Source organism: Pseudomonas sp. LTR0 (assembly GCF_036630035.1).
In the GTDB taxonomy this organism is placed as follows: domain Bacteria; phylum Pseudomonadota; class Gammaproteobacteria; order Pseudomonadales; family Pseudomonadaceae; genus Aquipseudomonas; species Aquipseudomonas putida_Y.
The window spans coordinates 1,512,658-1,536,055 of record NZ_CP123734.1; the positions used below are offsets into that span (position 1 = coordinate 1,512,658).

Here is a 23,398-nt window from a genome sequence, read left to right on the forward strand (position 1 = left end):
ATATATCGGAGGATGACTATTTATGTTAATTCGCGTCTAATTTCCTCAATCCAAGCTGGAGGGGTGTTTTCTTCAGTTGTTAGTTCCTGTATGTAGGTGTGCGCGAAAGTTGACTTCATATGTTCTTGATTGAATATGGTTTTTAGCTGAATGTATTCTGATGAGCGCCAATCAAAAGCGGAGCGAGCGCATTTGCTGAAGTCTGGCTTGTGTATTTTGTTAAAAAGTTCGTCTACTTGTGGGTCATTTACCGCTAGTGCAGCTAATGTTTTTAGAAATATTTCAGCGTCCAGTGCATCCTCAATTTCGGTTGGTGGGGTTTTTCGATTGTCATTGCCCTTTACTAAAATAATATTGCCACTTAAATCGAGTAGTCGTCGTAATTTCAGATTTTTATAATCGGCGCAGTCGCACTCGATTTGCTGTTCATCCGTATCAATGAGGCAAAATACTTTGCCATATATTTCTTTGCTGTCTTCTTTTATAGGGAGCTCTAGATAGTCAAAAATCTTTTTGACTTCTTTAGCGCCGCCTACTGGAAGAATTTTTAGTTTGCGACTAAGAATTTCAGGCCTGAAATATTGCTCAAAGTAAATTCTTTCAGAGCTGCCCTCGCAGATAATCCAGCTATAGGGTTCTTTTTTTCGTAGGGAAGACATAATGGTCTGAATGAGATCATTTGTACTTTTGAGGCCGATATCTGCTGGAAGCAAACCCTTGCTACTCTCCTTTTGTCGCCTTACGGTTTCTCTATAAAAAGATAAGTCTATCAGTGATGTCTCAATGCTTTGAGCAGTTTTTAAAATGTTTATTGCTGCACCTTTCGCTAGCGTTGGCACAAAACCATACCAGTGAGTGGTGACTAAACACTGAATGTTTAAATCTGCCAGGGCCGCAACTTTCTCAAACTGTTCGAAAATTGCTCCTGTATGCAAGGACGCCTCTGGCTCGTCCATTGCAAATATCACCTCGCGGCCTAGGTCGCCATTATTTTTGAGAAAGGCAAATGCGATATCTACTAGTGCTTTCTTCTTTTCGCCGGAGCTCAACTGGCTGACAGGGGTTCGCGTTTTTCCGTGAGACTTGTTCAGTACTCTGATGTTGAAGTAGGTTTCGATTACTTTTGAGCTCAAGTCGGAGAAGGTCAAGTTTGACTGACGCTTTTGAGGTCTTTTGTACTCATAGTCACCTAAAGTTTCTTGAATTTCAGTGATAAAAGTAGCTAGCTTTTTATTGATATCCTTAAGTGTGGTGTCGCTAATAACATTGCGTAGAATTGTCTCGATGTTTTTTCCTGATAATTTCTGGACTGCTCTGCTTTCAATTTTTGTGTATTTCTCTACGTCTACTTCCGCGGGGGTATATATATATGTGTAGTGTGGAAGAACGAATTTGCTGATTGCAGCTGTCGCTTCGCTGATTAAGTAGTCTTTAGTTGGGGTGTGCTGTTTATAGTTTGTTGCGATGACATTCTGTAGCTCTGCGATCGACCCGAAAATAGAGATATATCTTTTTTCAGTTGTTTCGTACTCTTGGCCAAAGGCACAAAGGAAATATTGGTTGTGATCTATTTTGGTTTTTAATAGGTCGCGATGTTGTATGAACTTGGCGGCGTCTTCTCGCTGGGCCGCGTTGAAAGAATCCGTGGTTGCACTCCAGAGCACCTTGCTTATATTCTCTACTAAAGATAATGCTTCTTTTTCTTTAGTAGTCCTTGCAAAGGAAGTCCATTTGTCTTTTTCGAGGAGAAATATCGGACATATGAATGGCTTTCGAGTTGAGAGGCCGCCTACCAGAGCGTCATTATTTACGTTCCATTGCCCACCATTGAAAAAGACATCAAGTGCTTCTAGAATTGAACTCTTTCCTGCACCATTCTCACCTATGTAGGCGCTGAAATGATGACCGATTGAAACGGGGATATAATTGATACCGCTATAGCATTTAAAGTTTCTGAATAGTAAGCCGATTATCACTACAGTATCCCCTTGGTGCTATGGCCATACGCCATTATTTTTTGTTGACCTTACTAGTTTTCTTTAAGCGTCTCAATAGCTAAGGGATCAGATTTTTGGAGGCCTCAAAAAACGAGGCGCCGGATGACTGCTCCCTCTCGGCTATCGAAGAATTTGTGTTCAGATGTGTGCCATCCAATGCCGTAACATCATCGCTAGCCAGGCTGAGTTGTTGGTGGCTGTTTTTAGGGAGAAGCATCGCAAATCATGCCTGGCACATGCATCAGCGAGCGCTGTGGGTAGAAACACATTCCAATCCGAAACCTGTAAAGCCATTGAATACAATGGTGATAGCCGCGAGCCCTCGAGCGTGACACGGTGCTCGCTCTCACAGGGAAAATCCTGCAGTCACAACAGACCCTTGGTTGTCTTTGATATCTAGCAGCCCATGAGACCCGCGCTATGCATCCAACGACACCAAACGGTCGCTATTTCGTTGTCAAAGGTTAGCTCTGGCGCTGCAGCAATCCCGCACTTTCTGATGAAGAGCGTCAGCACTTGGTGCGCGTACTGATGGAGGCGCGGCGAGCCGTCAAAGAAGCGAAGGCATCAGAGAATGCCGATCAGTTGCGAACCGCTCGATCAACAGAGGATCAGGCGAAAAGGACGCTAGGAGAGAGAGGCCCGGTGTGGTGCAGCGACGGCAGTCCGGACTACAACCGGCATAAGGCAATCAATACACCCCACGCTGAGTGGTGCCGTTCATTGCCCGAGCCTTAGCGACCATAGGCACGTGGTGCCTATTTTGGCCCAGTGAGACTCAGGCCGCCGAAGGGCCAACCTTCTTCTGCATCCAGCTTAAGCCCCTGCCAACTGAGGCAATTGCGTATGTCCTATACTCGTACGCGGTATAGGATATTGGTAAGTTCCGATGCGTTCAATTATCAAATCCACTTCACCCATAATCTCGCACGACGGGTACACGACTTGAGTCGATTGCCCTAAAATCACGTGCATCTAAATTATTGGCAGCGCGGACGTATAAAATGTTGGATCGTTTTGGAAGGGACACCTCTCACCTCAGGGACTCACAAGGGCAGCATCCTGCTGAATTTGCTACGGAGTGCATCGCGGCAAAGGCTTGTTCGGGGGCGAGTGGTTAGAAGGGCAGGAAGGCAAGGAACAACACCGCCTACAAACGCTTTGGAAGCGACCTGCGAGCTTTTTGGGCTAGGCAAATGTATCCAGGAGCTCGCGCCGAAGCATGCTGGGTGGCTTAGGCAGACGGCTAAAAAGGTCAAATCTGGCGTAGCAGATGCCCATGGCTTCATCACCCAAATATTGACCTGTGGCTCCATTAAGTCGCAGCAGGGGGAGGTCGCTCCAGCTAAGGGAAATAAAAAGGCTTCGACCTCTAGGTTCAATTTCCGAGCGGTTTCAAATACTATGCAAGAGCTCGTAGGTGGGCCTGTCCCGTGACAACGGACGCCAAGAAGCTGGCTAATTAGCCAACTGCCTCAAGCCTTTTGCATATTCGTTCGGTGAACGATAGCCCAGTGAATTCTAAGCTTTCACTAGCAGCAGCACGAGCCGGCTTGCCGCTAGGTGAAACCGAGCACTTTATAGAAACCTCCATCACAAAAATCTTCCGATTCTGCTAGCGCCACTACTAGAGCACCTCTCCAGTCATTGGCGCCGTTAGTACGCGCGATGGAATCGGCCGTGCGAAGCAAATACGCTCTGACTTCAGCTGCGCCACCCAGCCTGAAGTTGTCGTCCAATCCAGTCTCTTGTGATTCTAGGTAGTTTGTGACCTGCGCAACGTATCTTTCGTTTAATTTGAAATCGGTAAGGTGTTGCCTCAGCCGCTTCGTCAACTCGTTGCTCATCCCCGGGCGCTTTTCAATCCTGAATATTGCGGACAAACCACCGTCTGAAATCTCAATATCTGCTACCAAAAATTTATAATTAGAGACATCATCGAGATAAGCGTGAATATGATATTTTTCCCTTGCAGAAGGTGGCGTTCGTGGTTTATGGCCATTACACTTTGAGCATGAGGGCACTAGGTTAAGTGCGAACACACTGAAACATTTATAGTGCTTTTTGGGTAGGTGATGGTCTAGGTCGCGTATTTCGCCAAACCCACAGTAGGGACATTTCTTTGCACCTTTCTTCAATGCTGTCCGAAGCAAGGATAGCTCACCTTTATCCGACACCTGCCCGTATGCGGTTAATAGTAATTCTCTAGAGTCATTAGAAAGCGACTTTGTCTTCCACGCTGGGTTAGGCTCACCCCTCGCTTCCTCGTATTCATTGTACAGTTCTAAAATTTTGAGCTTGTCATCGTCGGAAATACCTTCCCCAGCGCCCTCAGGGAACAGCGCGTCCAAGTCGGAGCGAATAGACGCTAGGCTAGGTTTTTTCAGGTTCCACACTATTTCTTCGTCCTTTTCAGAAATAAGCGCCTGCTCATACTATATGACCTGGCCTGATGACTCATTTGACCTTGTAAGAATAGGCCTTCTAAATCTTCTTGGTCATCCATCCGATCCACTAGATCGTCCAATATTCGATGGTAGTCAGTCGCCTCAGGGTTGAGTCCAAATACTTCAGATGTTATAAGTCCGATACTTTCTCCAAAAGTTTCTCCGCTTACACCCTCAGCAAAGGCCCAGTCGCCATCACGCTTGAGTACACTTACATCTGCCCCCAGCGTTTCTTGAACAACAACTGGGGAATGGCTAGCTATGATACAAAACGAATTATTGTTCTCCATTATTGCTCTTATGGCATACATAAGGGCGGCGAGCAAAGGTGGATGTAGGTGTGTTTCGGGTTCGTCAAATAATACTAAGGATGAGGGCACTGTGACAGCGATCAGGCTAGTGACGACTAGTGCGGCTATTTTATGGCCGGTGCTGCACTTTAGAAAGACTGAAAGGACTGTTTCTTTATCTAATTCACTTAAGTCACGATCTAAGAATTCATCAAATGCAGATCCTGCGAGGAGTACTTTGAGTAAACATTTTAAGATGGTGATTTTTGTGGGGTCGGTAATTCTGGATAGGTAAAGGTAAAACTCTTCAGCGATTTTTTCAATGGATTTAAGTCGGGTGGCTCCGAGCCTATCAGCATCCCCGAAAGGACTGCTTTCACTCTCCGCGCCTCTTGCAATTCTTGAGCCTTCAGCTGTGAGGTCTCTCAGGCCAATATATGCGAACCTACCTGTTCCAGAAGCCATTTCATCAAGTATTTTTCTGCGGTTTCGTGTATTTGATCCTGGCAAAAGAAAGCTATCAAAAGCGCTAAATGATATAGTCACAATGCGAGGAAATCCTATTCCCGGAGGCTTTAAAGCACCGAGGGATTTCATTTCCTTTCTTTCTGCGATGGTAGCGAACGCTAGTCGAGCGATGCGAGCGAGTACAGTACTTTTTCCCGAGCCATTGGCACCTACGAGTACCGCAATGCGACCGGGTAAGATTGATCGCCCGCGTCGGTAAGGTCTACGGTTGATAAACTCAAAATCCAAGCCATTCAGCCAATTATCGAATTTTACCGAGAAGGCTAATTCTTCTCCCGGCAGCTCCGTGTAGTCTCCAGTTACTAAGCCATAAGCGATTTTTAAATACTTGTCGTCCTTTTCGTCCCGGAATAAGGATGTGGCCCAACCTTTCTCATTTCGGAAGATTTCTTCTAATTCTGGTTCGAAAACAATGTCACGTAAGCCAGTCAATGCTTGTTTTCTTTTGAGTCTTGGGAGTTGTCCCAGTCTTTGATAGTAGTCTAAAGATTGCCCCACTGAGCAAAAATCATCATCCAATTCGTCAAAGCTTGAATTAACCTGCGCCTTCCCGTTATCGGCTTGGCCTATGCGGAGAATCTTTACGGGCCCTATGTGATCAACTATGCGGTGCCCTGACTCGTCCAATGTGACGTAAGATAGATGATACTGTGTCCTGAATCCATAGTCGTCCCACCTGTCCTGTTCGAGCACAAAAGCTGGTAACCCTTCCTTTGGCCAGGCTCCATTTTGCTTCTTGATTAAAAATTTATACCCCATGGTGCAATCCCTTACTTCATGCAGATAAGGAGGTTCAAGCATTTGAGCTCTATGATACCAAATTGCTATCTTAATTGGCCACAGAGGAGCTTTTCTGCTGAGAACAGGCGCCTTGAAGGGAAGATTCAGTTGCCTGAGGCGTGGAAGCTAAGATCCTCCTGGTCATTAAGGCAGCACCTGCTGGTGACATTAACCCACTCACACCGTAGGTGGAGGAGGCCCGCTTGACACAGCCTGCGATGCGGATGATCGCTGGATCCGCTATTTAATACCGGATAAAGCCAATTGCTGCTTAGGGCTCGAAAAGATCGGCTGTATTGTCGCCAGGCCTCCTATGCTGAGATCGCAGGGCAAGGGGAGATGAGCAGTTGCGCCCGCTACTCGTTGTGGAATGAGTGAGTGCATGAATGTCGTTGAGCTTATTCTGGGGCGATTCATCACACCTCTCGTGCTCATCTATCAATTACTCGCGCGCTTTCGCTATGTATCGATCCTCAGCGGCGTCGCGTGTACTGGTGGCAACGGAAGTTTTCCAGAGATGTCTGGATTGCAGCGCACCTTTTTGGATGGCTGAAACAGGTTAGCCATTGATGAGGCAAGCTCTTGAAGCGATTTGAGCCTATAATGGTGCGGTGTGGCACAAGCGATCTGCGGCTGAGACTGAACGTCTGCGCCTTGAGGCAGGCCATCTCTATCAGACGGTCATCGACTACCAAGTTCATAAGGCCGGGGCCTTAGGTGAGTCGCTACATTAGAGGGGCTGCAATGTGCCAATGCGACATCATCAACGGATACGCTTAACCGGGCAGAGTCAGTGATCTGGTTTCTGGGCGATGTGCACGGGGGCTTCGAACACGTGATTCGGCTTGTGAAGCTCCACCGGCCTGATGCTGTTGTCTTCCTTGGCGATCTTGAATGCAGCTTGTCATTGGACTTGATCCTGCGCCCAATCCTTAGCCTCACCGAGGTCTGGTTCATTCACGGCAACCATGACACTGATAGGCCGGCTTATTGGCACAACCTTCACGGCAGCGGCTCCGCTGACCGCAGCCTGCATGGTCGGGTAGTGGAGATTGCAGGTCATCGCATAGCTGGTTTGGGTGGCACCTTCGAGTCCCAAGTCTGGCTACCAGGCAGCCCTGATACCGGCATCCAGAATTACCGGGAATTTCTCGAGAGCCTGGCGCTCAGACCTCAGCACGAAGACATCGTAGCGACGAAAAAGCAGCACGCGCTTTCTGCAATCTACCCGGACGACTACTTCACGCTCGCTATGGAGAAGGCGGATATTCTGGTCTGCCATGAGGCTCCCAGCTGCCACCCTCACGGTTTCTCAGAGATCGATGAACTAGCCCAGGCAATGGGCGCAAAAATGGTCGTGCATGGACATCATCATGATTGCCTAGATTACAGGTCTGACTGGCCAAAGCTTGGGTTTGAGGCTCATGGCGTAGCATTCAGATCCATAATGGCCATCGACGGATCGGTCATCAAATGAGGCATGCGGTCAAGGCGTTCAAGGCCGCACGCGGCCTCTGCTACGCAAGGCTTAGATAAAAGGAAGAGTGAATGAACCTGTCAGTTCCTTGGGGAATCTTGGCTTTCGCGGCTGGATGGTGTTGGAGAAAGGTCGAGAAGGCCCTGTTTTACAAAACCTATCTCCACTCACATCGCCGCTGGACAAGTAGGTATAGCCTTGGCTCATTTTGGGAGCCGCTTGGCGAGCATCTGGAGTGCAGCGTTTATCTAGCGGAGTCCACTGATCCGCATCCTCAGGTGTCCAAAATTGCTCTGAGAGCGAAGCAAGGCACCGTCAACCGTTTTGAATGTGTGTTCGAAGGTCGAGGCATGGGGGTCAAGTACCAAGATCGGATCATCGCAGTTGATGTAGATGAGACACCCGCCGTATTCAAGTTGAACAACCAGCCAGTGTGCGAGCTTATCGACGTGACGGATGACAGGGTGCGGTTTTCTTTGGATACCTACCGCTTTTGTCACGGCAGTATCGAATTGAGTGATGGGCGCAATATCCCTATCGCGGAGGGTATGACGCAGACCTTGACCCAAACGTCGACATTTAACTCCCAGTGGTCTGAGCGTTGGGACATGCATTGGAATTTGGATGCAGTGAAGTTTGCCAAGCAGGAGCTAGAAATTTACTGGCGTTGGTTTGGCACTTTTTCCTGTTCGGGTATGTACGTCCCCGTCGGAAATGGCGGGCCCAAATACGCTGCCCCTTGGGTGCGCGTAGGTGCCAAGGCCATTGGTTGGGTCATGAGCATCCCGTGGCTAGTAACGGCACAATTCTGGTTGGCGATCTGGTCGGGCATGTGGGTTCTGGATCAGGACGATCGACTGCAGTGGCGTTGGCGGAAGTCATGAGTGGTTGCAGGCGTGTAGGTTCGGGGTGTGTTGCGTTGCCAGGTTGTACAGGTGGATGGTCAAAACCAGCTTTGTAGCCGGCGAAGTCGTCGCAGATCAGCTTGTCTTTCCAGTCGCCCAAAAAGTTACATGCATGTTCGCCAGCACGGCTTGCCCCGGTCGCGTCCTTCCGGCTGTCCGAGGCAGGGTGACTTCTGGCGGCGTTTGGAGGGGTTTAGGAAGATGCACGGCGATCGGAGGGTGTGCGGTCGGGGTTGGCAGGCGGTTTGAGAGCGTCGCTGCTGCGGGCTCGCCGACAAGGAGCAGACGATATGTGATGGCCGCTTGGATGTAGGGGATAGAACGGTTCGTGTGATCCATAAACGAAAACCCCGGCTCGAGGCCGGGGCGGATGTTTCGTGGTCTTTGCAAGGAGTCGTAAGCTTTCGCTCATTGGAGCTCAGTGCCAACCATTCCTCAATCCTACGGCGGTTGATACTTATGTCAACCCTTTTTATAAGGGGCACTGGCCGGTAGGAGTCCGAGGATGCCGGACACTGTACAAGACAGGCCCCATCTGACCGACCAGCTCATCAGCTCTCCTCTGGAGCTCCAAAGTTTGCGGTGTTCTTTACCCCTTGCCCAGCGCTGCAGAGGTAACGCTTCGGAAGTCCATTGACATCGTTTTGGCCACCGGAATCGGCAAATTTTGGTGGAAAGCCGGCGAGTTCTCATGCAAAAGCTTCAACCCCTCCACTGAATTAGCTAGCAATGCAGTGAGCCTTATGTCGCAGCTCCGCGCTCGAAGAGCCGGCTATGTGATGGGGGAGGCCTTCTATGCTGAGATCAGCATGGCATGGGTTGAGCTGAGTATCTACGCCGGCTGTTTATCGAGTATGAGGTGTACATGAAAGTCGCTGAGCTGACTCAGTTGCTGCAGGCGTTCGATCCTGAGACGAAGGTATTGATGACGCGTTCAGACTCCGGCCTGGAGGATATTGTGGATTGCTATGAAGACCTGGTTCGCCAGGGCCGGGTGTTTAGATATGACCAGCCCGATGATTACGTCCTTTCCAAGGGCGCTGACGCAAGCACTGCTGAGAAAGTGATCGTCATCGATATGTGTGAACGCCTCGAGGACTGGAGCAAGAAGCAGTGATCGCCATCGCACCTCAAAAAGACGAAACCCTGCAAATGCAGGGCTCGTTTCAGCCAGGAATATCTTCAGCATCCCCTCTGGTGAGGGGGCAAGGCAAGCGCGGCTGGGCGCTTTCACCGTTTGCGCTACCTGTTCTCCCCACTATGGCGGAGGTGCCTTGGAAATCTACGAGACCTGGTGAAGGTGGGGGAGATGTCGTGTTTCCCCGCAGGGGCTGTGGTTTCATTCCTGGACTCGAAGACGGCTGGAAAATCGGATCCGAGAGATCACCACCCGGCGTAATGACTTACAAGGTGCGCCCAAATCTTCAAAGCCTCGCCATCTTGGCGAAGGGCTTTGAGAGCCTCTACTGCAGAAATTTTTGTTGGGCATCCGCCGATGAGAAAAGTTTTGTCGCGCTCCCCACGGTAAAGGTGCAACAGGGTAAGAACCATGATCTGCTGTACCGGCCGCATGGATCGGTATGCCTTACGCATGGCCTTCAATAGTTCTGGAATAGGCTCATCGTGGTCATAGTCGAACCCCTGAGGTCGCATTGTGTAGTGACGGCCTTCATCACCATAGGGCCTGACCTGGATGAAACAGCTCTCTAAGCCATAGTCGTTCACAATCTTCCAAGCGGTGTCTCCAAAAATCTCTCCTCGCTGGGCTGCCGATGGAAAGAGCGGCGGCTCTGCACCGCAGATAATAGCCAGGGCGGTGTATTCAGCTGCGTCCATGTAGGGAATTTTGATGATCAAATCTACGAGTGCGTAGTTTGGGATACGACCTGCGGCGAAGATAGGATCGATTGCCGCATAGGCGGCCACAGCCACAGGCATGCAGGAGTGATGGATGTGACACGAGCTTGCCGTTTTCTTGTCGGTAAATGCCCAGGTACCTAGAGGATCCTTGAAAACGCCAAGCTCATTAAGAAGAATCTTTGCTTTTACCACGTATTGGTGTGAGTTGGAGAGATCGACTTGTTCGAGTGAGATCATCATGATAGTCCTACAGGTGAGTCATTTAATTGGGCCTGCCAAAAGCGCTTGAGGCGAACCATCTAGAAGCTGATGTTGTCGTCAAAGGCGTCAGGAACTTGATCGTCGTTCTCTGTTCCCCTTGGCTGGTACTCACTGGGCCCCAATAATTTTTCGGGTTCCCATTCCTCGTGGTGAAGGAACATGTCGGTGGTGAACAGGCGCATTCCGAGTTTATGATCGCTCAGGATCTTTTCGGCATAAGTGCGGAATATACGACCACCTGAGTCGTTGAAGATAATTTGCGAGTCACAGATGAAATTTGCACTCCATTCGTCGTACCAGGCGTTCCCCGCGATTTCATGCCAAGTATTTTCGAAATAATCTTGAGTCTTGTGGCTAGTATGGCTGCTATGCACGATGTTGAGAGTTCCCTTTGTTGCTTGGAGAAGCAGTACTGGTGACAGCGCACCCTCGATTAGAGCTGTTTCGATCATCGCAATAATGCGGGTATCAATTTGGTTGTTCCATAGTACCGCAAGAGATTGGATCCAGACGCTTTTTGATTTTTTAAGATTAAGCGTGAAAGGCTGGACTAGGTTGAAGATAGTATAAGCTCCTTCGCCATATTCGTTCTTTGGTTGTTCGTGTTCGACTTGTAAGACTCGTGAGTAGATCATGATGGCACCAAGTTTAGCGGGATGTTTTCTCAATAAAGTGCAGAGGTGGCGAATTGTCAAGTATGATTTTTTTGATTTTGAAAGATGGGCTTTGAGGACTGGGTGATATCAAATATTTGCAATGTATTGACAGTCTAGGTTTGCGCGCTGCTTCAGTGTTTGTATTGCCGATCTGTGAAGGGTATGAAGTGTTGGCGGAATTTAGGAATGATAAGTGGCAAATAGCGAGGGCTTATTCGCTATTCAATGGAAAAATTAATCCTTGAAAGACTTATGGGTGATAGTCGAACCCCTGAGGTCGCATTGTGTAGTGACGACCTTCATCACCATAGGGCCTGAGCTGGGTGAAACAGCTCTCTAAGCCATATTCATTCACAATCTTCCAAGCGGTTTCTCCAAGAATTTCTCCTCGCTGGGCTGCTGGAGGAAAAAGCGGCGGCTCTGCACCGCAGATAAAGGCTAGCGCGGTGTGTTCAATTGCTCCCATGCACGGAATTTTGATGATCAAATCTACAAGTGCATAGTTTGGGATGCGACCTGCGGCGAATATAGGATCAATAGCTGGATAGGCAGCTACAGCAACAGGCGTCCGGGAGTAATGGATGTCACACGAGCTTGCTGTTTCCATATCAGTAAAAGCCCAGATACCTGCAGATGTCTTGAAGACGTCTAGCTCATTAATAAGTTCAACTACCTCAGTCCCGTAACGTTATTACTCAAGTGAAATGATTTTCGCAACCGTTATAATGTGTTTTATGAGTGGTTATGCCTGAGGGTGTAGTAATGCGATCGATTATTTTAGAATGCTACCTTTGATAAGGCCATCTTGTATCAAGTGAGTAAGCAAGGCTTCCGTAAAGGACGAATATGAGATTTTTTTGTCAATCCAGCATTCGTCGCTTTCACAGTTAAAGGAGGCCAAACAGATTTTTTTGAAAATTTTATAGGCGCGCATTTTTGGCAGGCCATAGCCGTCAGTCAAGGGTTTTGAGATGTTCCTCTTGGCCGTGCTGATTTTTTCATCAGCGGTGGAAAGCCTATGCATCAGCATGAACCGTATTTGGCTGAGATTTTGAAATGTCGATTTCAATATGGTGCGCAGCTTATGGTCATTATAGTGGGTGGAGCCAAGTTGCCATGCTGCAGCCACTTTTAATGGGTTCGGCTCGTTATTTAGTGATGCATGGATAATGGAGTCCACCAAGTGGTCATCACTCGTGACAACATAAAGCACGTAGTGCTCATAAAGCTTCTTCAATTCTGTAGCGTTCCTTGACCAGAGCCTACAGGTTCCGCACGGACGAAGTTCGGTGGTTTGTAGTTGAGGGAATTGGTAGATCTTAGCCATGACGGAATTCCTAGGAGTGCCATTGTTTTTATGCTAGGACATCCTCTTTGGAAAGCAAGCTATGCGAGTGTCATATGTCGACTTCGTGTTCAGCGGGGGAAGAAGTTTTGTCAATATATGGATTTGATTTAGTTGAAGTTAAAATTGTACTGGTCGCTTTTTCAAAGGCTTACAAGACTATTGGTCGAACTGTAACGGTTGTCGAGTACCAACGACCTTTTATCGGCCAAGTTTGAGGGCGCCAATGGATGGCTGATCAGTGAATATGCTTTCTATACGGTGTCAAGCACGCATGGCCATACAGGTATCAACAAAGGGCATGGGAGCAGTACAGGAATCGGTCAAGAATAGCTTTTGGAGGATGTAGGATCCCGTCCGGCCCTAGAGAGTAGAGGGCATCAGCTTGATGATGTGCGCGGAGAATACGATCATATAAAGTCTATGGGTTAGACTCTTGGCAATTCAGGAGGGTGGGGAAATAGCCTAGTTCAACGAATAAGCAAAATGAGATCTTATCTCTAGATTTTATTGAGGGGCATTTTTTCAATAGAGGCTAGACGTCCATTTCAAATAAGCAGCAAACAAGTTTGCTGGGACTATAATAGGTCTGCCGGGAGAGGGTTCGATAAGAGCGCCATCTTGGATTTCACAAAACTCTTTAAAGTGGTTGAGAATCATCTGAGCTATTGTCATTCCGTCGTTCCGCTCAGTGGTGACCATATTAGTATCGGCTCTGCGACTGTGGGTTTCTTGCAGTGTTCGGAGTTCGTCGAGCGTAATGGAGTGCTCATTACTGAGTTTAAGTAGTTTAAATCGAAGCTCTGTAATTTCGGTGGTCTCAGGCGTCGGGTTGTTATAATGTTGACGCATCCAAATATCTAATCTAGCCCTATATATTTTACTTTTAAGTAGCGAAGACCCTCGGCAGCCACCAGTTATTGATACCTTTAAATCGTGACCTTTTATTTGTTCAAGTGATCGGGCCTCAGCATGTCTGATGACTTCTGCAACATATTTGGCTAGGTATGTGATCTGCTGAAATTTGACTTTGCGTTGGTCAATGTCTGTCAGCGCCGACTCAATAATTTCCAAGCGTTTTTGTATGCGCTCCTGCTGCCATCTATAAGTGTTAGGTGTTTTCATTGCTAACCTCCAATTCTATCCTGGGTAGTAAGTGGTGTTGGATTTGGCAGGAAGAGTTTATCTCTCCTGATTTTTTGGGGGGTGAGTTATTTATGAGTCGGTCGATATGACAGCAGTGCCTGTTCCCAATCGCTATCATCCAGATTTATAAGGCCTACGAATTGTTCAATATTAATTTTATCAAACTCTAAATTTGATCTAATCATTCCAGCTAATTTCACTGCGCTTGGATAGCTTGAGGGCATCATTGCCGCGCCTAGGGTGTTTTCGTCATTTATCATAAGTAAGCGAGTTGCGCGATCAATCTTGTATTCAAAGTTTCTAGATATAGAATCAGGGTATGTGCAAGCGCTGTCCAGTCTTGAGAGAAAGCCCTCGACAGACGCGTGGTTGTACTCAGTTCTTACAATCTCACTTTCTATAGTCTTTCGATCATTGGTAATCAAGTCTCTATTCTTTTCTTCTCGAGTGCTCTCCTGCTGCAGCTCAACCTTTGCCCACAACACTTCCTCCACTAGCATCCAGCTTATAACCTCCTTGGCGCTATTTTTGATTTCCCCTTGTAGACGGCTTTTTTCGGCTGTTGATACTTCGTTGCCTGCGGTATATCGTTCAACTGTTTTGCATATTCTAAGATACTCTTCTGCCATTTTTTGCCGATGAGCTTCAATCGCTGGCAGGTTGTGAGTAGAAAAAACGGAAAAAGGACATTGAGCACATCTTTTTTGCCCTTCAAATTTTTGTAGGATATGCTCTGGGCAAATAAAGTTATAAGGACATATGTGGGTATAACAAGCCCCGAGGCTCAGCGATTTATCCGTTGCGATGAGCTTAAGGCCAGTCATTTCGCGCGGGCTGCTAGAGGTCGGGAACGAGTTAAGGCCAAGCTTATCAATTGTACTTGAGAGAGTGCCTTGCCTATTGGAGTCCTCAATTCTATCTCTCGCTTCACGCATCGAGAATGTTGGGTCGAACGGATTGGTGAGGAACCAGGACGCATCTTTATTGTTAAATACACCTTTCAACCTACTCTGCAATAGCTCGTGGCCTTTATTGTACCGAATAATTGTGCTGATGCTTTGGCCGGTAAGTAGTGCTACAGCATCAGGTGGCAGATAGGAAGACATATCAGTCACAAACGACGCTCGGGCTCCATGAGGGGTTGCGTAAGCACGTAGCGAAACAGGGGTGTAATCACCGATATAAACTTTATTTGTTGGTGACCCGTGCAGAACCAGTATTTCGTCCGAACTGATGCCTCTTACCCATTCTTCCCAAGTAAAGGGAGTCTTTGAGGAGTTGTTTCTTAATGGTAGGAAACCAACTAGAGGGCTTTTCTCGGTAGTGTTGTCTCTTAGCCATGTTTGAAAATTGAGGCAATGGTGTTTCCAGAGTTCGCTATATTGATAGTCTGTAAATGGTTCTCCCGTCAATACGTCAGCTGCAAACAGAGGGAGGATTTTACCCCAGTGCGAATCAGGTTGGTTGTCATAGAATATTTTCTTGGTGAAACTAGTGATACCTACCTCTTCGATCATCAGCTTACGCCAATATCGTTGCTCATCCAGCAAATGTAGGTTACCCATTGTAGTAAGGATAATAATAGGGGTTTTTTGAATTTTATCGGTATTCAGCCACAAGGTAGTGAGCTGAAGTGAGTCCGAAGACAATCTCTGAGATGTTCGGTCATAGGTCTCAGCATCCAACCATTGTAGTGTCTGGCCTCGAACGCCACATTCCAACAAAAATAGGCTGAAACTTACACAGCCAGGGTTATAGTAAGGGGTATGGTCATGAATAACGAAGTGAAAGCTACTTGGATGCAGTCGACGAATATAGGTAACTCTTCCGTTAAGGTAGATCACCGGCACGAAACCTAACGCAGCCGTGTCTACGTGCGTTTTATTTTTCTGAGCCTTATTTACGATCGCCATGCATCGAGTTGAGTTCTCTAGATAATAATCGGCAGCTGAGTTTAAAGCGTGATGATAAGCAATGAAAAGTCTCAATTGGTCGCCAGTGAATACGTTTTTAGTGACGTTGTAGTACTTTTTGCTCTTGGGCGTTTTTGTAACCGGTTGTTTGACGCCAGTACAGCCTTTCAGGTCGGAGCCAAAATCAATTAAAAATTTGAAAAAAGAGCGTATTACTGATTGTGTTCCATGAGTTTCTGAATAGTTAAGTGTGCGAAAAAGTTCGCACATTGAAAGCGGTCTATCTGAAGAGTAGGGCGCTTCGCAGTCATAATGAACAGTGCCGGTGAACTCTGCAGGTGTGCCCGGATATTGAAATTTTGAGTGGGGGTTGTGAGAGAGCCATAGCGGTAAGTATACAAAAAGATATAAGTTTATTTTTCCCAGCGCCAGGCGAATTGACTTGGCTTTTTCCGGGGACAGATATTTTACAAACGCTTGCTCAGCCGCTATCCAAATTTTTGAGGCTGCTATAAATATTTTTTTGTCACGGTGTACATTGTTATCTAGTTTATAGTCGGCTACGCTTTCGCAAGAGAAGCTACTCACTCCATATCTTCTGTAGCTGGATAATGTCATCGTGACTTTAATTGGGTCGTTATGATTTTCTAGAGCTTCTGTGATAATGGCTTCGCAGCTTCCGTGTTGCACTGCAGCTTGCTCTTTGACCGTAAGTGCTTGCTCGAGCCAGAAGTTGACTTCGGCTGGAGTGCGGTTGGGGAAGTACTTACAAATCGTGTCTATTATTTCAGTAGTGGGGATTGGAAGGATTTGGTTTTGTTTCGTTTTGAGCTGTGCCAGCCTCAAACTCTGAATGTCCTTTGTATTAATGTCTTCTGGAGTAAAGAAGGTTGACATTAAGAGGGACTTTATGCCTGTTTGCCAGAGTCGCTGAGCGGGCGTGTACTCACGTTCTTCATTAAGTAATTTCGCTGGTGAGTTGGTTTCAAGGTCGAGAAAAGGATGAATGGTTTCGGAGTAAAAATTCTTTTGCAGTTCTGGAAGTGCCGTGATTGAGCCGATCGGGCGTGTGAAGTTGTGAGATAGAATAACAGTCTTGGATTTGTGCAGGTAGACAAATATAATTCGCAATATTGTTTTTGCAGGCTTAATGTCAGTAGCTGTTAGTGTCGATAGGTATGTCCGTTTTCTCTTTAGTTGGGTGTGGTGAGATGCTCCGTTTTTATAGCTGATAAAATTGTACCACTCAGATAAAACCTCCGTCACTTCCTCGTGTGTGTGGTTGTTGAATAATTGTATAATTTTTTTTAAGGCTGTTCTGAAATTCTTATTGGTTGTAAGGTTTTTTGAAATTAAATCTAATGCTTCAAGTGCATGGAGGGCTAGTTCGTTGTTTTGCTTTATAATAATTAGTTTCTTTGTCAGGTTGATCATGCTGCACCTCCTATGATTTAAGATTTTTTAGTTTTTCTTTGAAAGTGGAAAGGCGTTCTTCTAGGTACTGAATTTGAAATTCAGTACTAGATAAAGTGTCTCCATGCTTTCGAGAAAAATTAGCGTAGGATATCTTTTCCATTAGAAGCTCTCGGTCTGCTTTTGCATATTTTTGAAGGCTTCTAATATCCTTGTGCCCAGTTAGAAGCAAGAGTTCGCTATCGGTCAGGCCCTGCCCATTGCTATGCTCGACATAGTTTTTGAGAAAGTAAATATTGCTATGGCGCAAGCTGTGAAGTCCTAATCTATGAGTAATATGGGGTTGATCGGGAAGTGTTCTGGCGGCAGCCTGCTTGAATTGATGTAGAACTACTGACGAGTAGTCGCATAGATAAAGAGGTTTGCCATCCCTGTTGTGGAATATGAAATTATGTCCACAGCTAGGGTTGTATTCATGTCGAATGTAAAGCTCGAGGTACTTAAAAAATAAAGTGGCGTAGGGCTCCAATAACACTGTTAATGGAGTGCCCCGGCCTTTCCACTGCAATTTGTTTATCTGCAATTCGCTAAGACCTTTATAAGCGTCGCTACGGTTGTGGCGCGTGCTAGGCTCGATGAGTAAAATTTCTCTTGATTCGAAGTTTATATCGCGCCATAGAATTTGATCTGCTTCAGAGTCTCTTGCATTAGTCGCTGCGATTAACGCGTAAAGGCACGAATTTCGGTAGCAACTTGCGTTCTCAACTAGAGCTGTGATTTTTTCAAGCGGAAAAAACTGGTGTTCCTCAAGAGGCTTTTGAAAGTTCTCTTCGTAAGGGATGTGGCTAGTCAGGCTTTCTCGGTGCGTTTTATAGCCGGTTGATGCGGTCAATGGTGTAGCATGCTGTACGAGTTTCCTTTTTTCCTTTTCTTGAATCCTGGGAGTGCTGGGAGTTATTTTTATCAGGCTATCAATCAACATTGAGGCTTCAGGTGGCTCCGCTATTAATCCGTTATCAATGTACTCGTTATAAGTTTGCTGGATGTCAAGCAGGTTTTTTAGAAAAGGTTTTATGAAAGAGTGATATGTTCTTGAACTCGAAATGTCTACCAGGGGGGAGCGCTTGACTTCGCAGATTTTTCGAATGGTTTTGGAGGGACTCGCTTCGCCTGAGGTCAGAAAAGAGTGATACTCACGATAAAGTATGTTGATCTCTGACTTCGTCGGATTGATGTGCCGAAGGCCCTCTTGAAAATAATCTAAAAAATTAGCAAGACTGTATCCCGCCATCCGGATTGTCTCAGGGTGGCTACCTTGATTTATCATCTCGCGTAGGTGAATTGTGAGGGGAGTAAACTCTTTTCCGTGACTAGCGCTATCTGAATAACGGAGCGTGTGGTGCTCTTTGCCTAAATAAATTGATGTGGTGTAGAAAAAGTTACAAAGCATTTCAGTCACCTATAGATTACTCGGGCGCCGTGGTTTCCAGGCGCCTTTCAATGATTGATAGTTAGTGCTTTGCTTCACGCTAGTAAGAGGGTGGGTGGTGTGTCAATAGCTAATCTGAGGCAGGCTAAATACTGGGCTGCGGCGTTAGTTGGTGTGCGTGCATTGTCAATTCTTAGTAATTAATATATGTAAAGTCTTGATTTTCATGGCGTTTCTTCTATTTCTTATGATTTGTTTTTTTTGATGTTGTAAGTTGGTAAGCGTCTGATAAATCGAGTATTTTTAATTAGATGGGGCTGGTTTTTTGTGTCTTGGTTTTGTTTTTTGTACATTAGGTTTTTCAAAACAAATTGACTTTTTATTAGTTTGTCGTTCCCGATGAACGGTCGTTTCAAGCGCCCTCGATCCTTAGACTCACCGTTTCGAAGGCACTCCGACCAATCTCTACGCTCTGTACAAAAGTGGTGTCACAAACACCGCATGGAACAAGCCAGCGAAAGCTTCTTAGCTTTCCGCGAGCTTGTCGAAGTGTGTCAGCCAGCCAAGCATGTGCTCGATAATGTTGCGCTGTCGGTACTTGGTGCGATCAAAACGTCTTGGTAATCCAGGCTTTGGTTTGCGCTTCATTGAGTGCAGTGGGATGGCGGGATGCATTGAATATTGATCGCAATAGCGGATAGCGCTTCGGCGTGGTAGCCCTTTTTAGCAAGCAACGATTTACAGCGTTTACGCGGGCGCCACGTTGGCTTGATGGGCCGCTGACTAAGTCCAGCAGTGGCAGGGCGTAACTGATCTCACTGGCTTGACCGCCTGCGAGAAGAAAGCGCAACGGTGTTCCGCTAGCGTTGCAGAGAATGTGAATTTCGGTTGTTAGGCCACGGCGACTGTGGCCTAGAACGTGATCGGCAGGCTCGTCAGGCTTCCTCCCTTCGTGTATTAGATGAGAGTCGGGTTGCGCGGATAGCGGTTGAGTCGATTATCCCGCTTTTCAGATCGATCAAGCCTTGCTGGTTCAGCCTCAAATGAAAGTGTTTGAGCATCTGATCCAATGCCCCCTAGTTACGCCAAATTGACCACGGGCCAAAGCGCTCTGGCACATCTCTCCACGCAGCTCCCGAGAAGAGTACTCAGAGCACACCATCGAGCATCAGGCGCTCGGGTGAGGCTGCCCCCGGCGATGGGTTTTGGTGAAGAGATCAGAAACCTCAATCCTAACCTCGTCCAAGAGTTCATGACGCCTTGTCGGTAACTCAAGTTCAGGTTTCGTTCAGTGGGATGTAGAGCGCATCGGGGCGGCACCAAGAGCATGCAATAGCATCCTAGGGATGCGCCAACGTAGCGGGGCGTTTTCAATGACAACTCACAATAGCCTAACGATGTTCATTACCCGAACCATTCCGAAGACTACCTGTGAGATCTGCGTTTCACATTCCCCAACAGAGGACTGCTTTTGTGTCCGGGGCCTCAGGGTCTTTTTGCAGCCTCAACAGGGGTCTAGACCCATATTCAGGTGTGAGGCTATGCTCAGGTATTACCCCTTAAAATCAATAATGTAGAGTGGTATGGGTGCTGCTGGATAGGGTACCCCCCCGGGATAATGGTTCAATTCCTGCCTGGGACGCCATTCTTGTCATTCCGATAATTGTCTCCTTTGTCGCCGCCGCGCTGCTGTTAAAGCACCTTCGCTTGGCCAGCTCACTATATCGGGCTTGCTGCTTGTTGCGTTTCATCCTGGTCGCCATCCACCTTGGCGACCTGCTCTTGCGCTTTCTCCTCCACCTTGCGCTCGATGTTTTCTTTCATGCGCTGGGCGATCAACTCGTCGACTTTTGCTTTCATTTCTGGTGGCAGGGCGTCGTACTCTTCTTCGGTCAGGCCTATCTCACGCAGCAGTTTTTCCTTGATCATCTCGCCAGGCGACTTGGACATGAAGTCGTGAAATTCCTCCCGGGCAGTCTTGGGTGGCAGTGGTTCTCCGATGATCGGCTCGTTGGTCGCAGAACCCAGGTTTTGCAGCATCACCTTGAGTTTGGCAAAAGCTTCTGCACGAGCATCCTCAGCGTTTTGCTGAGCGGTACTGCCTCCGTTCTGCTGTTGGCTCGCCGTGTTGGCGGTGGATATTGGCGTGCGGACAGGCGCAATCTGGGCCATTGCCTGCTCATCGTTGGCGTGCCGAGGCTGATGGAGCGTGGGCTGCCAGCTCACGCCGTTATGGGCAATTATCATGTTTCCTCCTTGGAAATCTCGTTGACAGCTTCCAAGCGCAAAAGCCATGCCAGCATTCTATCGGCCGAAATCAGGGCCTTGGCGCTATTTCCGATACGCGCGGGCGGGCATATGCTTGCCCGTGTCAGGCATGATCTTGCCGCCTGCGGCAATTACCACCACTGTCGGCAGCCCCTTGATCGGAGCGCAGTTGCTGGGCATCAGGGAGAGTGTCCATGAGTCAAGAAACCAGGCCGGTACCTGCCGGCTTCAGTGAACAGCAGTTGCACACCTTGTTCGATTTGATCAGCGATGGCATCTGGGACTGGAATGCCAATACTGGCTACGTTTATCGCAACCCGGGCTGGTACAGCATGCTGGGTTATGCCAGCCACTCCATGGCCAACTCGGTATTTACCTGGGAGAGCGTGATCCATCCTGAAGACTACCCACGGGTAATGGCGCATTTCGAGGCCTATATCAATCAGCGCAACGAGCGCTACCGCATTGAATACCGTTGCCGTTGTCAGGATGGCAGCTACATCTGGATCGAAGACAGCGGCTACATCATCGCGCATAACGAGGACGGTTCCGTGGCGCGCATGCTGGGTGCGCATCGCAATATCGACGCTGGCAAGCGCTTGGTGGCTCAACTGGAGCAGAAGAACCAGTCACTGGAGTTTCAGGTGGCCGAACGCACCCGCGAGTTGTCTCGGGTTAACCAGCAGTTGCAGCGGCAACTGGACGAAAACCGTGAACTGGCCGAACGCGATGCGTTGACCCGGGTCGCCAATCGTTACCGGCTGGAGAGCGCGTTGCACCTGGAGTGCCAGCGCGCCCAGCGCTTTCGCCAGCCGTTGTCGCTGATTGCCATGGATATGGATGATTTCAAACCGATCAACGACCGCTACGGTCACGCCCGTGGCGATTCGGCGCTGGTGCGGGTGGCCGAAAACCTGCGCACCTGCTTGCGCGAACTGGACCTGCTGGCGCGCTGGGGTGGCGACGAGTTCGTCATCGTGCTGCCGCAGACCGCATTGGGGGAGGCGCTGGAGGTGGCAGCGCGCTTGCGCCAGGTGCTGGAGCTGGTGGAGCCGGTGGGGGATTGTCGACTGACCATGAGCTATGGCGTGGTGCAACGGCTGGATGGGGAGGACCAGGACGCGCTGCTGGCGCGTGCCGACAAGGCGCTATACAGGGCCAAGCGGGCAGGCAAGAACGCAATTTCCGAGTAGCGCCCGCTCAGAGATGGCGCTGTTTTCTGGAGGTTTACATGGCCTGAATGAAAAAAGACCCGCAGCGCCTCTCGGCGCAGCGGGCCAAATCGGCCTCGGCCGCTTCAGTGTCAGATATGCAAGGCGTGACCCAGGGCGCGCAGCGCGGCTTCCTGTACCGCTTCACCCAGCGTGGGGTGGGCATGAATGGTGCCGGCCACATCTTCCAGGCACGCGCCCATCTCCAGCGATTGGGCAAACGCCGTGGACAGTTCGGAAACCGCCACGCCAACTGCCTGCCAGCCCAGAATCAAGTGATTGTCGCGTCGCGCCACCACGCGCACGAAACCGCTTTTCGACTCCAGGCTCATGGCCCTGCCGTTGGCGGCAAACGGGAACTGCGCGACGATGCAGTCCAGGCCCTGCTGGCTGGCTTGTTCCGGGGTCTTGCCGACCACCACCAGCTCCGGGTCGGTGAAGCACACGGCGGCAATTGCAGTAGGCTCGAAGCGGCGGGCCTTGCCGGCGATGATTTCGGCGACCATCTCGCCCTGGGCCATGGCCCGGTGCGCCAGCATCGGCTCGCCAGCGACGTCGCCGATGGCCCAGACGTTGCGCATGCTGGTCTGGCAGTGCTCGTCGATGGCAATGGCGGCGCCGTTCATCTTCAGGTCCAGGCATTCCAGGTTGAAGCCTTGGGTGCGTGGCCGGCGGCCCACGGCCACCAGTACCTGGTCGGTCTCCAGGCGCAGTTGCCCGCCCTTGCCGTCGTTGGCCAGCAGGCAACCATTTTCGTAACCTTCAACGCTGTGGCCCAGGTGCAGGGCGATGCCCAGCTTCTTCAGCGACTCGGCCACCGGAGCGGTCAATTCGCTGTCGTAGGTCGGCAGGATGCGCTCACGCGCTTCCACCACACTGACCTGTGCACCCAGCTTGCGATAGGCAATGCCCAACTCCAGGCCAATGTAGCCACCCCCTACCACCACCAGATGTTGCGGCAGGGCTTTCGGTGCCAGGGCTTCGGTGGAGGAAATCACCGGGCCACCCAGCGGCAGCATCGGCAATTCGACACTGCTGGAGCCGGTGGCCAGCAACAGGTGCTCACACTGGATGCGCTGGCCATCGACCTCGACCTGCTTGCCGTCGAGCACCTTGGCCCAGCCATGTACCACTTTTACCCCGTGCTTTTTCAGCAAGGCGGCAACACCGGTGGTCAGGCGGTCGACGATGCCGTCCTTCCAGGCCACGCTCTGGCCGATGTCCAGGCGCGGCGAGGCTACGCTGATACCCAGCTCGGACGCCCCGGCAAAACGCGAAGTCTGGTGGAACTGTTCGGCCACATGGATCAGTGCTTTGGACGGAATGCAGCCGATGTTCAGGCAGGTGCCGCCCAGCGCCTGGCCTTCTACCAGTACGGTGGGGATGCCCAGTTGCCCGGCGCGGATGGCAGCCACATAACCGCCGGGGCCGCCGCCGATGATCAGCAGGGTCGTTTGGATAGTCTGGTGCAT

The 23,398-nt window shown here is 49.1% G+C and carries 17 protein-coding genes and 2 pseudogenes; 6 read left to right on the top strand and 13 right to left on the bottom strand.

The features are described 5' to 3' along the window. Positions 1-20: 20 nt before the first annotated feature. On the bottom strand, positions 21-1,976 hold the full coding sequence (locus QCL51_RS07110) for an AAA family ATPase (RefSeq protein WP_338444701.1): 1,956 nt from the start codon (positions 1,974-1,976) through the stop codon (positions 21-23). Between the two features lie 441 nt (positions 1,977-2,417). On the opposite strand from QCL51_RS07110, the pseudogene QCL51_RS07115 reads away from it, so the two are divergent. Next, a pseudogene (locus tag QCL51_RS07115) lies at positions 2,418-2,735 on the top strand (hypothetical protein). Between the two features lie 821 nt (positions 2,736-3,556). Here the strand turns inward: QCL51_RS07115 and QCL51_RS07120 are convergent. Both QCL51_RS07120 and QCL51_RS07125 read right to left on the bottom strand, forming a co-directional pair. Further along, on the bottom strand, positions 3,557-4,393 hold the full coding sequence (locus QCL51_RS07120) for an HNH endonuclease signature motif containing protein (RefSeq protein ID WP_338444702.1): 837 nt from the start codon (positions 4,391-4,393) through the stop codon (positions 3,557-3,559). After that, positions 4,393-6,063, bottom strand: a complete 1,671-nt coding sequence (locus QCL51_RS07125; RefSeq protein ID WP_338444703.1) for an AAA family ATPase — start codon at positions 6,061-6,063, stop codon at positions 4,393-4,395. The genes QCL51_RS07120 and QCL51_RS07125 overlap by 1 nt, the downstream gene beginning before the upstream one ends. A 361-nt stretch (positions 6,064-6,424) precedes the next feature. On the opposite strand from QCL51_RS07125, the gene QCL51_RS07130 reads away from it, so the two are divergent. The 4 genes from QCL51_RS07130 to QCL51_RS07145 all read left to right on the top strand — a co-directional run bounded on the left by QCL51_RS07130 (position 6,425) and on the right by QCL51_RS07145 (position 9,541). Then, positions 6,425-6,595: a hypothetical protein gene (locus QCL51_RS07130; RefSeq protein ID WP_338444704.1), complete on the top strand. Its 171-nt coding sequence runs from the start codon at positions 6,425-6,427 to the stop codon at positions 6,593-6,595. A 240-nt stretch (positions 6,596-6,835) separates the two neighbouring features. Next, positions 6,836-7,519 (top strand): metallophosphoesterase, encoded by a 684-nt coding sequence (locus QCL51_RS07135; RefSeq protein WP_338444705.1) that lies wholly within the window; start codon positions 6,836-6,838, stop codon positions 7,517-7,519. 71 nt (positions 7,520-7,590) lie between these two features. After that, a complete protein-coding gene (locus QCL51_RS07140) occupies positions 7,591-8,403 on the top strand; it encodes a hypothetical protein (protein ID WP_338444706.1) in 813 nt (270 codons plus the stop codon). A gap of 886 nt (positions 8,404-9,289) precedes the next feature. Continuing rightward, positions 9,290-9,541: a hypothetical protein gene (locus QCL51_RS07145; RefSeq protein ID WP_338444707.1), complete on the top strand. Its 252-nt coding sequence runs from the start codon at positions 9,290-9,292 to the stop codon at positions 9,539-9,541. Between the two features lie 266 nt (positions 9,542-9,807). On the opposite strand, the gene QCL51_RS07150 is transcribed toward QCL51_RS07145, so the two are convergent. The 9 genes and pseudogenes from QCL51_RS07150 to QCL51_RS07190 form a co-directional block, all read right to left on the bottom strand. After that, on the bottom strand, positions 9,808-10,524 hold the full coding sequence (locus QCL51_RS07150; RefSeq protein WP_338444708.1) for a hypothetical protein: 717 nt from the start codon (positions 10,522-10,524) through the stop codon (positions 9,808-9,810). Between the two features lie 59 nt (positions 10,525-10,583). After that, positions 10,584-11,180: a hypothetical protein gene (locus tag QCL51_RS07155; protein ID WP_338444709.1), complete on the bottom strand. Its 597-nt coding sequence runs from the start codon at positions 11,178-11,180 to the stop codon at positions 10,584-10,586. 271 nt (positions 11,181-11,451) lie between these two features. Continuing rightward, positions 11,452-11,808 carry a hypothetical protein gene (locus QCL51_RS07160; protein ID WP_338444710.1) on the bottom strand — a complete coding sequence of 119 codons (357 nt, stop codon included), beginning with the start codon at positions 11,806-11,808 and terminating at the stop codon, positions 11,452-11,454. A gap of 165 nt (positions 11,809-11,973) precedes the next feature. Then, positions 11,974-12,528, bottom strand: coding sequence for a hypothetical protein (locus QCL51_RS07165; protein WP_338444711.1), 555 nt, complete (start codon positions 12,526-12,528; stop codon positions 11,974-11,976). 543 nt (positions 12,529-13,071) lie between these two features. After that, positions 13,072-13,671 (bottom strand): hypothetical protein, encoded by a 600-nt coding sequence (locus QCL51_RS07170; protein WP_338444712.1) that lies wholly within the window; start codon positions 13,669-13,671, stop codon positions 13,072-13,074. Between the two features lie 86 nt (positions 13,672-13,757). Continuing rightward, complete coding sequence (locus tag QCL51_RS07175; RefSeq protein WP_338444713.1) at positions 13,758-17,039, bottom strand: hypothetical protein; 3,282 nt, start codon at positions 17,037-17,039, stop codon at positions 13,758-13,760. Between the two features lie 10 nt (positions 17,040-17,049). After that, a complete protein-coding gene (locus QCL51_RS07180) occupies positions 17,050-18,468 on the bottom strand; it encodes a tyrosine-type recombinase/integrase (protein WP_338444883.1) in 1,419 nt (472 codons plus the stop codon). A gap of 467 nt (positions 18,469-18,935) precedes the next feature. Next, a pseudogene (locus tag QCL51_RS07185) lies at positions 18,936-19,693 on the bottom strand (IS5 family transposase). Positions 19,694-20,166: 473 nt separating this feature from the next. Then, positions 20,167-20,694 (bottom strand): hypothetical protein, encoded by a 528-nt coding sequence (locus tag QCL51_RS07190; protein ID WP_274148033.1) that lies wholly within the window; start codon positions 20,692-20,694, stop codon positions 20,167-20,169. A 215-nt stretch (positions 20,695-20,909) separates the two neighbouring features. Between QCL51_RS07190 and QCL51_RS07195 the strand changes: the two genes are divergently transcribed. Next, positions 20,910-21,908, top strand: a complete 999-nt coding sequence (locus QCL51_RS07195; RefSeq protein WP_021785140.1) for a diguanylate cyclase — start codon at positions 20,910-20,912, stop codon at positions 21,906-21,908. 110 nt (positions 21,909-22,018) lie between these two features. On the opposite strand, the gene lpdA is transcribed toward QCL51_RS07195, so the two are convergent. Further along, the gene (gene lpdA / locus QCL51_RS07200) at positions 22,019-23,398 is read right to left on the bottom strand and encodes a dihydrolipoyl dehydrogenase (protein ID WP_084850662.1); all 1,380 of its coding nucleotides are present in this window, start codon (positions 23,396-23,398) and stop codon (positions 22,019-22,021) included.

Excerpts from the sequence above, each read along its gene's own strand:
- QCL51_RS07175 (WP_338444713.1), bottom strand. The coding sequence starts at position 17,039 with ATGATCAACCTGACAAAGAAACTAATTATTATAAAGCAAAACAACGAA.
- QCL51_RS07125 (WP_338444703.1), bottom strand. The coding sequence starts at position 6,063 with ATGCTTGAACCTCCTTATCTGCATGAAGTAAGGGATTGCACCATGGGG.
- QCL51_RS07190 (WP_274148033.1), bottom strand. The coding sequence starts at position 20,694 with ATGATAATTGCCCATAACGGCGTGAGCTGGCAGCCCACGCTCCATCAG.
- QCL51_RS07195 (WP_021785140.1), top strand. The coding sequence starts at position 20,910 with ATGAGTCAAGAAACCAGGCCGGTACCTGCCGGCTTCAGTGAACAGCAG.
- QCL51_RS07160 (WP_338444710.1), bottom strand. The coding sequence starts at position 11,808 with ATGGAAACAGCAAGCTCGTGTGACATCCATTACTCCCGGACGCCTGTT.
- QCL51_RS07155 (WP_338444709.1), bottom strand. The coding sequence starts at position 11,180 with ATGATCTACTCACGAGTCTTACAAGTCGAACACGAACAACCAAAGAAC.
- QCL51_RS07180 (WP_338444883.1), bottom strand. The coding sequence starts at position 18,468 with ATGCTTTGTAACTTTTTCTACACCACATCAATTTATTTAGGCAAAGAG.
- QCL51_RS07150 (WP_338444708.1), bottom strand. The coding sequence starts at position 10,524 with ATGATGATCTCACTCGAACAAGTCGATCTCTCCAACTCACACCAATAC.
- QCL51_RS07165 (WP_338444711.1), bottom strand. The coding sequence starts at position 12,528 with ATGGCTAAGATCTACCAATTCCCTCAACTACAAACCACCGAACTTCGT.
- QCL51_RS07145 (WP_338444707.1), top strand. The coding sequence starts at position 9,290 with ATGAAAGTCGCTGAGCTGACTCAGTTGCTGCAGGCGTTCGATCCTGAG.
- QCL51_RS07130 (WP_338444704.1), top strand. The coding sequence starts at position 6,425 with ATGAATGTCGTTGAGCTTATTCTGGGGCGATTCATCACACCTCTCGTG.
- lpdA (WP_084850662.1), bottom strand. The coding sequence starts at position 23,398 with ATGCACCAGACTATCCAAACGACCCTGCTGATCATCGGCGGCGGCCCC.
- QCL51_RS07140 (WP_338444706.1), top strand. The coding sequence starts at position 7,591 with ATGAACCTGTCAGTTCCTTGGGGAATCTTGGCTTTCGCGGCTGGATGG.
- QCL51_RS07170 (WP_338444712.1), bottom strand. The coding sequence starts at position 13,671 with ATGAAAACACCTAACACTTATAGATGGCAGCAGGAGCGCATACAAAAA.